The sequence below is a fragment of the Candidatus Omnitrophota bacterium genome, assembly GCA_021735655.1.
Classification (GTDB): Bacteria; Omnitrophota; Gorgyraeia; order Duberdicusellales; family 4484-171; genus JAHKAJ01.
Genome location: JAIPGM010000002.1, coordinates 80,242 through 95,000, shown reverse-complemented (window position 1 = coordinate 95,000; position 14,759 = coordinate 80,242). Strand labels below are relative to the sequence as shown.

Sequence of the window (14,759 nt, the reverse complement as noted above, 5' to 3'; positions counted from 1 at the left end):
AGCCTGATTTTTAGGGATTTGCTTCACCTCGCGGCTTCGCTTCCCATTGTAACAGGCATTGTAACACGTGTGTAGCCCAGGGCATAAAGGCCATGCGGACTTGACGTCATCCCCACCTTCCTCCCACTTAACGCGGGCAGTCCCCTTAGAGTGCGCCTTCTAGACAAGCTAAAAGGGTGGCAACAAAGGGCGAGGGTTGCGCTCGTTCTCCCACTTAAGGGAACACCTCACGGCACGAGCTGACGACAGCCATGCAGCACCTGTGCAAGTTTCGGACTGGATACCGGTCATCCCGACTTTCATCGGGATTACTTCTTGCATGTCAAGCCCTGGATAAGGTTTCTCGCGTAGCATCGAATTAAACCACGTGTTCCACCGCTTGTGCGGGCCCCCGTCAATTCCTTTGAGTTTTAGCCTTGCGGCCGTAGTCCCCAGGTGGAGCACTTAATGTGTTAACTGCGGCACCCATCCTTACGGACGAACACCTAGTGCTCATCGTTTACGGCTAGGATTACCAGGGTATCTAATCCTGTTCACTCCCCTAGCTTTCGTCCCTCAGCGTCAGGTATGGACCAGAGAGCCGACTTCTCCACGGGCGTTCCTGTCAATATCCACAAATTTCACCTTTACACCGACAGTTCCGCTCTCCTCTTCCATCCTCAAGCCAAACAGTTTAAAAGGCAGTTTTCCGGTTGAGCCGAAAGATTTCACCTTTCACTTGTAAGGCCGCCTACAGACCCTTTACACCCAGTCAAACCGAGTAACGCTCGCCACCTCCGTATTACCGCGGCTGCTGGCACGGAGTTAGCCGTGGCTTATTCATCGAGTAAAGTCAAGCTATGAAGTTATTAACCTCATAACATTCCTCCTCAATAAAATGGGTTTACAATCCGAAAACCGTCATCCCCCACGCGGCGTCGCATCATCAGACTTTCGTCCATTGTGAAAGATTCTCGACTGCAGCCTCCCGTAGGAGTCCGGGCAGTGTCTCAGTCCCGATGTGGCTGGTCACGCTCTTACGCCAGCTACCCGTCTTTGGCTTGGTAGGCTATTACCCCACCAACTACCTGATAGGACGCGGGCCCCTCTTAAGGTGACAGCTTATAAATAGAGGCCATCTTTGCTCATAGAACTTACGATCCATGAGATCATAGAGTATTACCTCCGTTTTCACGGAGCTATGCTCTTCCTCAAGGTAGGTTACCCACGCGTTACTCACCCGTTTGCCGCTATCCAGCGCTATATCAGCGAAATCCGGCCGAAACCTTCATCCACATCAATAGCAAGGATCGCTCGACTTGCATGCCTAATCCACGCCGCCAGCGTTCACTCTGAGCCAGGATCAAACCCTCCAAAGGCTTTTTAAAATTGCGGGTTTTTCAGAGAACAATAAGACAGAAAAAAAGTATCCAAAGGACACTTCTCCCTTGCCTCATATTTGCTTTAGTTTTTTCAAAAAGATTGATCTTGGCCCATTCCGATAAGGCTTATTATTTATACACCAAGCAGAATTTTTGTCAAGTATTATTTAGATAATTTTTTATATAATCGTCAATTCCCTCTTCCAAGGAAAACTGAGTTTCAATATTTAGGGTCTTTTTTAAAAGACTCGTTTCAGCTTGAGTAAAGTTTTGATATTTATCCCCATAAGGATTGTCAAAATAGTCTGGTTTTAGATCTGTTTTAAGGGTTGTATTCAAACTTTTAATGATATCATTAAAGCTGCGCGGAATACCTGTACCTACATTTAAAATTGCACTGATTTTCGACTCTAAGGCTTTTACTGTTATCTGGGCAACATCCTTTACATATATAAAATCTCTCTGTTGTTCGCCATGCTTAAAAACTCGCGGACGCTTACCTTGTTTCATTTGCAGATAAAGCTGATAGGTCATACTTGCCGCCGAACCTTTATGGTACTCCCCGGGTCCATAGACATTAAAATAACGCAAGCCTACGATCGATGAAGTCTTACCTTCTTTTAATAATTTTAAAACATGACAATCAAAAATATATTTAGAATATCCGTAAATATTGTGTGGGGTTAACCTCTGATCTTCTCTGGCGATTGATTTAGTCTCTCCATAAACTCCAGCACTTGAAGCATAAACTAAAGGTATCTTATTTTGCAGACAGAAATTTAAAACATTCTTCGAGCCATTAAAGTTTACCGTCATCATCTTAGTATCGTCAGCTAGGGTTGTGTCGGTAATGGCTGCTTCATGGATAACAGCATCTACCTTTGGCAACTTTTTATAAATTAACTCATCGCTGATATCCCCACAAATAATCTCAGCATTTAAATCGATAAGATTCTTGTAGTTTGCATGAGAAAAATTATCAAGAACAATTACCTTAGCATTATTCTCTTCCAATATCTTGACAATGTTTGAACCAATAAATCCGGCTCCGCCGGTAACAACTACTCGCATTTTTCCCTACACTTATCTTCCAATTCTTCGATTCGCTTCTCAAGCCGGTGTAAAACCTCAATTACCGGATCAGGAAGTTTATTATGATCAAGTTCAACACCGCTAACCTTCTTGCTAGCTTTAGGCAAAACTACTCTTCCCGGAACCCCGACTGCAGTAGCATTTTCGGGAACGTCGCTGATAACTACTGAGCCAGCACCAACCCGAGCGCCTTTACCAATATTGATCGGACCTAAAAGTATTGCTCCGGCGCCAATAACTGCCTTATCACTTAAGGTTGGATGCCGCTTAGCTTTTTCATGAGATACTCCGCCTAAAACTACTCCTTGATAAAGTAAAACATCATTGCCGATTTCTGAGGTTTCACCGACTACCACCCCCATGCCATGATCGATAAAAAAACGTCTTCCAATCTTCGCACCAGGATGGATTTCGATTCCAGTTAAAAACCGAGCCATATGAGATAATAAACGAGCTAAGGTATTGAGCTCCTTTACCCATAGCCAGTGGGAAATCCGATGCACCCATATTGCATGCAAACCCGGATAGCACAACAATACCTCCAGGGTGCTGCGGGCAGCCGGATCCTCACGAAAAACAGTCTTGATGTCTTCTCTTATTCTTTTACTTAACTTCATTTTTCTGTTTAAAGTAAAAAAGTAGATTTAAAGACAGAAAACTCCCACCAACAAAGGATATCCAAGTTCTACTGCCTCTTATCGTCCGTGGTTAGGCTTTCGGCCCTTATTCTTCTTAATCCGCCTTCTCCAGCGTAATTTTCGTTTTATTTTCTTTGGCATAATGTATCTAAGATAAGCTAAAACAGGCTAAATGTCAAATACTTTTGCTTTTTAAATATCTCTTCAATTTATTAAAGGCCTTAGCCCGATGGCTGATTCTGTTTTTAACTGAAGACGATAATTGAGCTACAGTCTTTTTGTGACCGGTAAGATATAAGACCGGATCATAGCCAAAACCATTAGATCCCTTTTCGACTATATTTATTCGACCGGTTAATCGACCATTAAAAGCCTTAATTAATTTTCCGGACCGAGCCAAAACTAAACAACAATGAAAATTAGCGCCTCTGTCTTTAACCGAAACTCCTTCTAAGACTTTAAGCAATTTCCGGTTATTTTTAAGAGGGTTTCCTGATTTTCCAGCATAACGCTTAGAATAAATTCCTGGTGCTCCCCCTAAGCAATCAACCTCAAGACCAGAATCTTCGCCTAAAACTAAATCTTGAGGATAAATCTTTGAAACCGGAATTGCTTTTTTCTTAGCATTAGCTAGAAAAGTCTTACCATTCTCAATTATGCAGACTTTTTTATCTAGATCAGCTAAAGAAATAATCTGCAAACCGACTCCTTTCAAGATCTTTCTAATTTCTTTAAGCTTTGACTTATTTTCGGTAGCTACAATTAACCTCATAGCTTATAGTTTAGCTAAAATATCCTTAAACAAATCTTTCTCTAAATTAATTATCTCTTCAATCCCTTTTTTAGCTAACTTAAGAAATGAGCTTAAGTCTTTTTCAGAAAAACTCCCCTTTTCAGCCGTTCCCTGAACTTCAATGAACTCACCAGATCCTTTCATGACCACGTTCATGTCCACGTCAGCTTGAGAATCCTCTAGGTAAGTTAGATCTAAGAAATGTGCTCCTTGCCAAGTACCAACGCTAGTTGCCGCCAATAAATCAGTTATGCAAAGCTCAAATATTTCCTTTCGGTTATAAAGCTTATTTAGGCAATCAACCAAAGCAATATAACCCCCGACAATCGAGGCAGTTCTGGTTCCTCCGTCGGCCTGGATAACATCACAATCAATTCGAATAGTTCTTTCGCCGAGTCTTTTTAAATTTACTACACTACGCAAAGACCGACCGATTAACCGTTGAATCTCCATAGTTCTACCAGAAATCTTATCGCGTTGGATTCTATCTTCACTGGAACAAGGAAGCATCCGATATTCGGCAGTTAACCAACCTTCACCGGTATTTTTTAGAAAAAACGGTACTTTTTTATCTACACTAGCCGCACAAATAATCCGAGTATTGCCCATCTCAATCAAACAAGATCCTTCAGCATATTTCAAAAACTTTCTCTTAATATTAATATTCCGCAGTTGATCTGGTTTTCTTCCGTCGCTACGTTTAATCATTTTGCTCCTTTTCTCAATAATCTTGATAAAGACTTTTTCCTTTAGAATCAATTGCCACAATCAAAGGAAAATCCTTAACTTCTAAGCTATAAATTGCCTCAGGCCCTAAATCGGAAAACGCCACCAGCTTCTTTGACTTAACCTTCTTAGCTAGAAAAGCACCACAACCAGCCGGAGCTAAAAAATAAATTCCTTTATGCTTCTTAATTAACTCCCTTACCAATTTGTTTCTTCTACCTTTACCAATCATCCCCAGCAGGCCCTGTTTAAGTAATGGTTCAACAAAAAGATCCATTCGCGAAGATGTAGTTGGCCCACAAGAGCCAATTTCCTTACCCTTAGGCGTCGCCGTTGGCCCACAATAATATATAATTTGCCCTCTTAGATCTAAAGGTAATTTTTTACCTCTTCTTATTAACTCAACTAGTCGCTTATGTGCCTGATCGCGAGCAGTATAAACCACCCCCGAAAACATAACTACTTGACCAACCTTTAACTTTCGAAAAATAATATTTTTCATGTAATGTTAACTTTTATGGTCGCGCTTCTTAACGCATGACAGCTGATATTCACCCCTACTGGTAAGCCAGCAATGTGAGTTAAAGCTTTTTGTACTTTCACTGCCAAACAAGTAGCCCCTCCGCCAAAACCCATCGGACCGATCTTTAAAAAGTTAATTCTTTTCACCAATCGTTTCTCTAGACTATTTAATACTTTATCTGAATTCGGTTTATCAATTCTGCCAATTAAAGCTTTCTTAGCTAAAGCTAGTGACTTATCTGAAGTTCCACCGATACCTACCCCAACAACAAATGGCGGACAACTCTCCGGACCAGCTTCTTTAACCACCCTAACTACAAAATCCTCTATCTGGTCAATCGAAGCAGTCGGGTTAAACATTTTAAGTTGCGATTTATTTTCGCTACCGAAACCTTTAGGAAAAAGAGTTATTCTTAAACCCTTAGCCTTAGAAAACTCTAAATAAGATATTGCTCCTTTACAGGAAGATCCCCTTTTTAAAGGATCAGTCAATGAAGGCCGTAAATGATTATTTCGATAACCATTTTCGACACCCTTTTTGATAGCATCAACAAGACAAGTATTTAGCTTGATATCTCTACCAGCCTCAATAAAAATTATCGGCAACCCAGTATCTTGGCAAATCGCTAACTTTTCTTTTTGGGCAATCTTAGCATTATCTAAGATCCAGCCTAAAGCTCTTTTAGCTTTTTTATTAGTTTCAACTCGATAAGCCTTCACAATGAGCCTCTTGACATCTTCTCGTAAAGAAAAGGCCGCCCTGGCAACTAACCTATCTAAATCTTCAGCTAAAACTTTATGGTTCATTTAACCCCCAGGATTTTGTGTAACTGTGAAACAACGCTCAGATTAATATTTCTTTCTTTACAAACTTTTTCAAAATAATTTAGTTTGCCCTTTAGCTCCTCCTCATAAGGATTCTCCGGCTGCAAAACGAAAAGTAAATCTTTGTTTACTTCCTTAATTACCGCTAAAGCTATCCGTAAATCTTCTACTCGCGAAGCCTTACCGATAACGGCTTTAATAAATACTTCCTTTGTCTGAGCAACTTTTAAAAACTCCCGATGCATAAACCAAAAGTCCTTACTTTCAGTCGAAGAAGGCAGTTTAAAATCCATTGCCACTATATCAATACTATCGATCACCTGCTTTAAATTCTGATATAATGTACCATTAGTTTCTAAATAAACTAATTTGCCGGCTTTTTTTAATCTCTGGGATAGCTCTCTTAAAAATTCTACCTGGACTAAAGGTTCTCCGCCAGTCAAAGACACAGAATGATAATTATCAAAAAAAGCTATTTTTGACATCAATTCGTCAATACTAAACTCCTGATAAGAATCAAGCTTGGTATCACAAAAGCGACAAGTTAAGTTGCAGCCGAAAAAACGCACAAAAACCTGAGCTTGACCTTGATAAAGACCTTCACCTTGAATACTTTTGAAAATCTCTGAAATTTTTCCTTTGGGTTGAGACATATTTACTAAGTTAAAGTGAAACCGCTCTAAAATACTCCTATCGTAAATTAATACCTAAATCCTCAGCTGAAACCATTGGTGAATCAAAAGCTTCTTTAGGAACATCTATTTTTACTGGCTTATTAAAATCATAATATCGAGTCTCAACTCTTATTGAAACCGATTCATCTGGCCCAGTAGCCTGATCATGTCTATTGAGAACCTTAGCAATAAAAAAACTATCTTTGGCTATCCATAGCCTTGTCTCAGAATTACTCATGTAAGTTTCTAAATAGTCTCCAAGTAAATCTTCGTTTTCCTTAAGTAAACTAGCGATCTGACTTGAAACAAATCTATCTAGAAATTTAAAAGCAAACTCTGCTGCTTTCTTTAAATCGACAACCTTGCTTTCGATAAGATAGCAAACCTGATCGCCAATAGTCTCATCATCTAAAAACTTTACGCTAAAACCGGCCTCTTCAAAATTATCAGGAAATTGAGCCAGAAGTTTATCCTTATCAAAAACATCACCTATTGGGCTAATATCTTGACTAAATCTAAACCATTCCTCAAGCATCCCATTATACATATAAGTAATACCGTCAGAAATATAGGCACTTCGCAACACCTCCTGACCCTTTTTCTCGGCAGCAAAAAGCTTTTTATTCCCATAGTCAATTAAACTCTCATTGTAAGTTATATCTATTGAGCCAGTTACTGTCTTACCCTCGGTTCTTACACTTTTCAGTTCAGTTACGGCTTGCTTAGTTTTAGCGATTATCTCAGCTGGACTTTGAGCATATAGTAAACTAGTAAAGTTTAAATAAAGACATAAACAACTTATAAAAACAAGTTTTTTCATTCTAGTCATTCAATTGGCCACCTTAACCAGACCTGGATCAATTAAGCCCAAGTCTCTAAAAGCCTTGATTCTAAAACGGCAGCTATCACAACTTTCACAAGGCCGTTTATTACCCCCGTAACAAGACCAAGTATAGTTAAAAGGAACCTTAAGCTTTAAGCCCAGTCTAATAATACTTTTTTTATCCTTATTTATCAACGGCGCAACCAACTTAATTCCCTTATCTTTAAGTCCTTTGTTTATCGCGCGACCGTAAGCCTCTAAGAAATCGGGCCTGCAATCCGGATAGCCAGAATAATCCTGGATATGTGCGCCGATTAATACCGACTTCGCCCCAATACTTTCAGCCAAAGAAAAAGCATAAGTTAAAAAAATTATATTCCTTCCAGCGACATAAGTTAAGGGTATACTTTTACTTTTTAGATTACGCCTTGAAGGAACTTTTATTTTCTTATTAGTCAGGCTCGATTTAGTCCAAGATAAATCTATTCTTTGAACAAAATAATCGATTCTGTTAAGCCGGGCTACTCTTTTAGCAAACCCAATCTCTTTTCTATGTCTTTGCTTATAATCAAAAATTAAAGCAGTTAGTTTGTAGCCTTTTCTTTTAGCATAATAAAGAGTGGTTACTGAGTCAATACCTCCGGATAAAAGAACTACCGCTTTTTTCATCCTTGATATATTGCACAAGAATTATCTGTTTCCCAAACCCGTATCTCATCAAGAATGCAACCCTTAGCTGATATGACCGGTTCTAGCTCAATAAATACATACTTAGCAATTTCTTCAGAGCTAGGATTATTTTTTTTGAAATATTCTAAATCGTTAAGATTTTTATGGTCTAATTCATCCAATACCGACTTAGTAAGTTTCTTTAAATCTGAAAAATCAATAACCATCCCTAAAGAATTTAACTCTTCACCGGAAACTACGACCTCCACCTTCCAATTATGACCATGAAGATTCTCGCACTTACCCTTATAATTACGTAAAAAATGGGCCGAACTGAAACGACTTGTTATCTTTACTTTATGCATTTGCTATCCTTGGTTTTGTTATCTCTCGCTTTAGAAATAACTTTGCTGATTTACTAAAACTAGCCGGTTGATCAGAAACGTAGAACTCTTTTCTTGCTCCTCGGCCAGAATTAAGTAATCGCTTGTTTGCCAGCAATTCTTTAGTATATAAAGCTACTGCTCGAGCTGAATCAATCACTGTGACGCCTTTTAAATATTTAGAAATTTCGGCTTTTAATAACGGGTAGTGCGTACAACCTAAAATTACTACCCCGACTTTCTTTGCTTTAATCTTTCCTAAGTACATCTTTATTATATCGTTTACTATTTTACCCCTTAATATGCCTTCTTCAGCCAAAGGAACAAATAAAGGACAACTTTGAGAATAGACTTTCACCTGAGAATCTCTTTTAGTGATCTCTTTTTCATAACTTCTGCTGGCAATTGTCGATTTTGTTCCAATAACCGCAATTTTATTATTAGTTGAAGCCGTGATTGCCTTCTTAACCCCGGCTTCAATAACCCCAACAATCGGTATTTTAAAGCTAACCTTTAAATTATCCAAAGCCAAGGCCGAAGAGGTATTACAAGCAACGACTATCGCTTTAACCTTTTTACTCAAAAGAAACTTAACGCTCTGACGACTAAACTTTATTACTGTTGATCTTGATTTATTGCCATAAGGAACCCTGGCCGTATCACCAAAATAAACTAAATTCTCACCTGGCAAAGCGCGTTCGATTTCTCTTAAAACCGTAAGCCCACCAACTCCCGAATCAAAAATACCGATTGGTCGTTTATTCATGTTAATTCTTTGGGTTTTCAGAATAACGTTTATTCAAAGAGGTTATCCCTAATGCTATAGCTTGAGCTAACTGTTTCTGATAATGCTTTTTCCTAAGAGCTTTTTCCTCATAGCTATTGCTCAAATACCCAATCTCAACTAAAACTGACGGAACATAAGCAAAACGCAATACATAAAACGAAGCCTGCTTGGGCGATGCAACCTTAAATCCCAAATTTTTGAAAGTAAAATGAAGAATATTAGAAAACTCAACTGAAAGAGCATAATTCTTGGCAATCAAAAGGTCCCAAAGAATCGTTTTAGTATCCGGACTCAAGGACTTACCGTAAAAATTTTCTGACTTAGCTAGTCGCAAAGCTCTCTCTCGACTGTTCAAGCGAGAAGGCGACAAATAGTATATTTCAGTACCGTTAACACTCGATGACCGATTGGAATTAGCATGAATACTTACGAAAAGATCGGCATTGTGACTTTTAGCAACCCCAGTACGTTCAGCCAAGGTAAGGTATGTGTCGCGAGAACGACTCATAACCACCTTAAAACCTTGCCTCTCAAGCTCTTGTTTTAAATAGTCAGCAACGATAAGATTTATTTTTTTCTCTTGCATGCCACTCCTAGAAATAGCTCCTGGATCTTTTCCGCCATGCCCAGGATCAATAACAATTGTCTTTAGCTGAAATGTCGGTTTAAAGGAAACTGCCGGGCCTTTAGAAATAAGCTTTGTGAGCTGAGGCGGAAGCAAAATCTTACCGTTACGATACAAAGGCGGACTCTTAAGCTGAAAAAAAGAACCATTCTTAACCACGACTGGTGAGTTTAAAAGAAGCTTTATCTCTTTATCGTTTGAGTTTAAGTGAATGACATCATCAATAGTATCGAAGCTATAAGTAAAATTATGCTTTTTACAAAAACTCTCTAATTCAATGTAATCGCAAATTGAAACGTACCTCTGAGAACCTTTGTAATGAGTTGTTGCGCAACCAACCAAAACCGAACAGATTAAAAATAAAAAACAAGCAGCTGCTTTTCTGGTCATAATCCTAATATCAAGCGGGCTATTTCAAAATAAATAAAAACTCCGACAACATCAACGATAGTTGTAATTAAAGGTCCACTCATAAGGGCCGGATCGAGCTTTAACTTTCTAAAAATAATCGGAAGCGATGCCCCGATAACTGCCGCGAACATAACCGTAATACCCATGGCTACTCCGACTGAAATGCTTAACAGCCAATCTCCTCCTTCTTGAATGAAAACCCGAGCCAAACCTACTAAAGCAAGAATCAATCCGATTGAAAGACCAAGCAGAGATTCCCTGAAAACGACCCTAAAAAAATCCTTAACCTTGATATCACCAATAGTTAAGCCTCTAATAATCATCATTGCTGACTGCATGCCGGCATTTCCACCAGTGGCAATAAGAACCGGAAGAAAAAAACTTAAGGCTATCCAACGTTGGATAACTCCACCATAATTCTTCATAACTAGGCTTGAGGTTGATTCGAGAACTACCAACACGATCAGCCAAAAACTTCGCTTCCAAAGCAACTCAAAGAAATTAGCCTCTAAATAAGGCTTTTCAACTGGAACGACCGCTGCGATTCTTTCAAAGTCTTCGGTTGCCTCCTCTTCTAAAACATCAACCAAGTCATCAAAGGTAACTATACCTAGCAACTTATCATTATGGTCGACAACTGGAAGAACTAAAAGATCGTAACGCTTAAAAATATTAGCCGCAACTTCTTTATCGGTTGAAGCGGTTACTTTAATTACATCTTTATTAAACATTATTTCAGAAATTCTAGTCTCGGGATTTGAAAGCACTAGCTTCTTTAAAGAAACTATGCCAATTAAGCGCTTCTGATTATCTAAAACATAACAATGGTAGACAGTTTCCTTTTCAATACCTACCTCGCGAATATGAGAAAGAGCTTCAGCTACAGTCATACTTTCGTACAACTGTACAAAATCCGGAGTAACTAGACGGCCTACTGACTCCGAAGGATAATTAAGAAACTCAACGGCAACTTTACGCTCCTCAGGCGACAATAAGTTAATAAATCGCTTGGCCAACTCTGCCGGTACCTCTTCAAATAACTCAGTTCTATCGTCAGGAGACATCTCATTAAGAATATCCCGAATTTCTTGACTGCTTAAAGTTTTAAGCATATCCTCTTCTTCTTCGGTTGATAGATACTCAAAAACGTCGACAGCCTTACTGTAGGGAACTAAACGGAAGACAAAAAGTTTGTGAGCAGGAATTGAAAACTGACTGATAAGCTCAGCGATATCCTCAGGGTGACGCGGAAGCAAACTCTTTATACCAGAGTATTTCTTTTCCTCAATCAAACGCTCAATTTTTTTAACTAACCCTCGCCGCAACATAGAGTTACCTCTGTTTAAACAATAATCCTATAATTATTATCGATTATACCACTTGGACCCTACAATCAAAAGTAAAAGATTGAGACTAAATAAAGCTTTTTGAAGCAAGTAAAATGGAACTAAAAGTGCTCGGTGGGCCTATAAAAATTACCCCATTTTTCAGAAAAAACTATTTTATCAATCGCTAAACGATCATGAGGACCGAAAGGGCTTGTTTTAGGATATCCCAAAGTAAGCAGCTCAACTATTTTTATATCTTCGGGAATGCTAAGGATAGCCCTCACTTGATCAGGATAGAAAGCCCCTACCCAGCAAGTACCTAAACCTAGTTCAACCGCAGCCAAAGTCATATGATCGATTGCAATGGCTATATCGATTGGATAACAGGCTTGACCACAAGTCATCAGGTGACCATCCGTCTCAGCACAGCAAGCTATAACCACCGGCGCTTCTTTTACGAAAATCTGATTCTTGGCAGCCACTGAAAGCGCTTCTCTCCTAGCTTTATCTCTAACAACAATAAAGCGCCACTCTTGTCGGTTTGAAGCTGAAGGAGCCCACCGACCAGCCTCAAGAATAATTTGTAGTTTCTCTTCCTCAATCGGATCCTGTTGATAACTACGAATACTCCGCCTTGTTTTTATTGCTTCGAAAACATCCATAAAACTAGCACCTATAAACCAACATAAGACACGTTGCGAGACCCTCTCTTTACAACTACGATACCTGAAGAATCAAGATGGTATTTTTTTGAATCTCCCCGAGAATCATAACCAATCTTTGTTCCAGCCGGTATAGTATTAAAACGATCAACAATTGACCGCTTGATAGAAGATGTCTTCTTAATATGTGTAAAATCCATGACTATTGAATCTTCAATCAAACAACCATCATCTATTTTAACTGAACGCCCAAGAATCGAATTCCTAATCGTTGAACCATAAACTTTAACCCCTTCGCAAAGTAAAGAGTTTTCTATTGTCGAACCAATAGTATAAGCCGGTGGGCAGTCAAAATTAGAAGTATATATCGGCCACTGTCGGTTATCAAGATCAAGAACCGGATGCCGACCTAACAAATCCATATTCGCCTGCCAATAAGAATAAACTGAACCTACATCTTTCCAATAATAAGAAGCTTCATGCCGGCCCAGGGATGGGATCTTATTTTTTGAAAAATCATAGGCATAAACTCCGCGTTTTTTTCTAGCTAGATAGGGTATTGCATCTTGACCAAAATCATGCAGAGTATTTTTTCTCGCCCCTTCATTAAGAAAATCAATTAAAAGATCTGTATTGAATATATAGTTTCCCATTGAAGCAAAGACCGCTTTATCGCTTGAAAGCGCCGGTTTTTCTTTGAATTTTTTAACCTGAAAATTTTTATCAACGTCGGCCACGCCAAACTCATAGGCTTGATTAGCCTGAATTGGAATTGCCGCAACCGTACATTGAGCTTTTTTACGAATATGATAATCAAGCATTGCCTTTATATTCATCCGATAAATATGATCACCGCCCAAAATAACAACATGACGTGGTTTAAAATCATAAATAAGATTAATATTGTGATAAATGGCGTCAGCTGTCCCTCGATACCACTCACTTACGGCATCCTTACGCATTTGCGGCGGAACTACAGTTATAAAATGTTTCGGTAAAACTCCTGGTTTACGCCAACTAGTTCTTATATGCTCAATCAGCGATTGTGACTTATACTGCACCAAAACGTAAATTGAATAAACACCAGAGTTGACTAGATTACTTAACGCAAAGTCAATTATTCTATACTTACCACCAAAAGGAACCGATGGTTTTGTTCTTTCTTCGGTTAGAGGAAACAACCGCTCGCCTCTACCCCCGGCTAAAACAAAAGCCAATACATCATCTTTAAGAATCGTACTCATATTTCTTGCTCCTGTATTTCTCCAGACCTAACTAAAGCAAATTTTGTCGCCCAAGGACCAATAAGTTCAAAAATAACTGTACTAGCAATAGTTATCGTAAGAATTTTATCGCCCCAACTACCACCAATAGCATCTTTAGCCACAAGGGCACAAGCCAAAGCTACTCCGGCCTGAGGTATTAAAGCTATCCCCATATACTTTTTTATAATTAAAGAAGTATCGATAATCTTCGCCCCCAAAAAGGCACCGATAATTTTACCTAAAGACCTAAAAACAATGTAACCAATGGTTAAAGATATCGCCGTGCCTAAAACACTGATTTTTAAACTGGCACCGGCTAAAACAAAAAATATTAAATACAACGGTGAATCTATCTCGCGTAAGGAATTAAAAAATTCAAAACTAATCCGGTTAGTATTCGTCAACATCGCCCCAAAGAATATACAAGACAAAAGAACCGACAGATGAAAAAACATTGAGACCCCGATTGCAAAAAATAGAAAACCTAAAGTATAGATCAATCGGTCTTTCATCGTATTGACAAACTTAGAAAGCGCACCAAAAATTACCGCAACTAAAGCCCCCACCCCTAAAGATCCGGCTATTTCTAAAGATGCCCAACCGACATCTTTAATTACATGCAAAGCTGAACCATTGCCGTTTAAAGAAGTTTTAGCTAAGGCTAATGAAAATCCAAAAATCATTAAAGCCCAAGCATCATCTATGGCCACAACCCCTAAAAGAGTGTCAGTAAAATCTCCTTTACTCTTATATTCCTGAGTTACCATTACTACAGCTGCCGGAGCAGTAGCTGCAGCAATCGCTCCAAATATCAAAGCTACCGAGAATGGCTGATTAAAAATAAACCTTACCGCCAAGGTAACTAAAAACCAAGGGACAACTGAAGCGCTTATTGAAATTCCAGTAACCGCCCTACCTACCCGTCTCAAAGTTCCAAGTGAGAAACTTTCACCCAAGCTAAAAGCAATCATCCCTAAAACTACATTAGAAAAAAACCCTGACGCCTCAAGTAAGTTCTTAGATAACAGATTCAATAAACTCGGCGAAAACAATATACCTAGAATAACATAAGCAGTAATGGTAGGTATTTTTAACTTCTTAGCCAGACGGGAAGCAAAAAAGCCTAGGATGAAAACAATCGCTAGGCTTAGAATCGGATTGTTGACCATATTTAA

General features: G+C 39.0%; 16 protein-coding genes and 1 rRNA gene (1 of these 17 running past the window's edge). All 17 read right to left on the bottom strand.

Translation table 11 applies throughout. From position 1 onward, the window contains the following. Positions 1-1,358: ribosomal RNA gene (locus tag K9L86_01490) — 16S ribosomal RNA — on the bottom strand (it extends 234 nt beyond the left edge of the window). A 159-nt stretch (positions 1,359-1,517) separates the two neighbouring features. Next, positions 1,518-2,432 carry an ADP-glyceromanno-heptose 6-epimerase gene (rfaD, locus tag K9L86_01485; protein ID MCF7907541.1) on the bottom strand — a complete coding sequence of 305 codons (915 nt, stop codon included), beginning with the start codon at positions 2,430-2,432 and terminating at the stop codon, positions 1,518-1,520. Continuing rightward, positions 2,423-3,070, bottom strand: coding sequence for a serine O-acetyltransferase (gene cysE / locus K9L86_01480; GenBank protein MCF7907540.1), 648 nt, complete (start codon positions 3,068-3,070; stop codon positions 2,423-2,425). The genes rfaD and cysE overlap by 10 nt, the downstream gene beginning before the upstream one ends. Positions 3,071-3,266: 196 nt before the next feature. After that, positions 3,267-3,863, bottom strand: coding sequence for an RdgB/HAM1 family non-canonical purine NTP pyrophosphatase (gene rdgB, locus K9L86_01475; protein MCF7907539.1), 597 nt, complete (start codon positions 3,861-3,863; stop codon positions 3,267-3,269). 3 nt (positions 3,864-3,866) lie between these two features. Continuing rightward, positions 3,867-4,592, bottom strand: coding sequence for a ribonuclease PH (gene rph, locus K9L86_01470; GenBank protein MCF7907538.1), 726 nt, complete (start codon positions 4,590-4,592; stop codon positions 3,867-3,869). Positions 4,593-4,605: 13 nt separating this feature from the next. Continuing rightward, positions 4,606-5,112: a FumA C-terminus/TtdB family hydratase beta subunit gene (locus K9L86_01465; protein ID MCF7907537.1), complete on the bottom strand. Its 507-nt coding sequence runs from the start codon at positions 5,110-5,112 to the stop codon at positions 4,606-4,608. Continuing rightward, positions 5,109-5,939, bottom strand: a complete 831-nt coding sequence (locus K9L86_01460; GenBank protein MCF7907536.1) for a fumarate hydratase — start codon at positions 5,937-5,939, stop codon at positions 5,109-5,111. The genes K9L86_01465 and K9L86_01460 overlap by 4 nt, the downstream gene beginning before the upstream one ends. Continuing rightward, a complete protein-coding gene (locus K9L86_01455) occupies positions 5,936-6,610 on the bottom strand; it encodes a 7-carboxy-7-deazaguanine synthase QueE (protein MCF7907535.1) in 675 nt (224 codons plus the stop codon). The genes K9L86_01460 and K9L86_01455 overlap by 4 nt, the downstream gene beginning before the upstream one ends. 37 nt (positions 6,611-6,647) lie before the next feature. After that, entirely contained in the window at positions 6,648-7,451 is an 804-nt protein-coding gene (locus K9L86_01450) for a hypothetical protein (protein ID MCF7907534.1), read from the bottom strand. A gap of 9 nt (positions 7,452-7,460) precedes the next feature. Continuing rightward, positions 7,461-8,123 (bottom strand): 7-cyano-7-deazaguanine synthase QueC, encoded by a 663-nt coding sequence (queC, locus tag K9L86_01445; protein ID MCF7907533.1) that lies wholly within the window; start codon positions 8,121-8,123, stop codon positions 7,461-7,463. Beyond that, positions 8,120-8,488 (bottom strand): 6-carboxytetrahydropterin synthase QueD, encoded by a 369-nt coding sequence (gene queD, locus K9L86_01440; protein MCF7907532.1) that lies wholly within the window; start codon positions 8,486-8,488, stop codon positions 8,120-8,122. The genes queC and queD overlap by 4 nt, the downstream gene beginning before the upstream one ends. Then, on the bottom strand, positions 8,481-9,272 hold the full coding sequence (murI, locus tag K9L86_01435; protein ID MCF7907531.1) for a glutamate racemase: 792 nt from the start codon (positions 9,270-9,272) through the stop codon (positions 8,481-8,483). Before murI ends, queD begins: the two co-directional genes overlap by 8 nt. A 1-nt stretch (position 9,273) precedes the next feature. Further along, the gene (locus K9L86_01430) at positions 9,274-10,308 is read right to left on the bottom strand and encodes an N-acetylmuramoyl-L-alanine amidase (protein MCF7907530.1); all 1,035 of its coding nucleotides are present in this window, start codon (positions 10,306-10,308) and stop codon (positions 9,274-9,276) included. Beyond that, on the bottom strand, positions 10,305-11,657 hold the full coding sequence (gene mgtE / locus K9L86_01425) for a magnesium transporter (protein ID MCF7907529.1): 1,353 nt from the start codon (positions 11,655-11,657) through the stop codon (positions 10,305-10,307). The genes K9L86_01430 and mgtE overlap by 4 nt, the downstream gene beginning before the upstream one ends. A gap of 119 nt (positions 11,658-11,776) precedes the next feature. After that, entirely contained in the window at positions 11,777-12,319 is a 543-nt protein-coding gene (locus tag K9L86_01420; GenBank protein MCF7907528.1) for a nitroreductase family protein, read from the bottom strand. Between the two features lie 11 nt (positions 12,320-12,330). Then, positions 12,331-13,563, bottom strand: a complete 1,233-nt coding sequence (locus tag K9L86_01415) for a glucose-1-phosphate adenylyltransferase (protein MCF7907527.1) — start codon at positions 13,561-13,563, stop codon at positions 12,331-12,333. Then, on the bottom strand, positions 13,560-14,753 hold the full coding sequence (locus tag K9L86_01410) for a cation:proton antiporter (GenBank protein MCF7907526.1): 1,194 nt from the start codon (positions 14,751-14,753) through the stop codon (positions 13,560-13,562). Before K9L86_01410 ends, K9L86_01415 begins: the two co-directional genes overlap by 4 nt. Between the last annotated feature and the right edge of the window lie 6 nt (positions 14,754-14,759).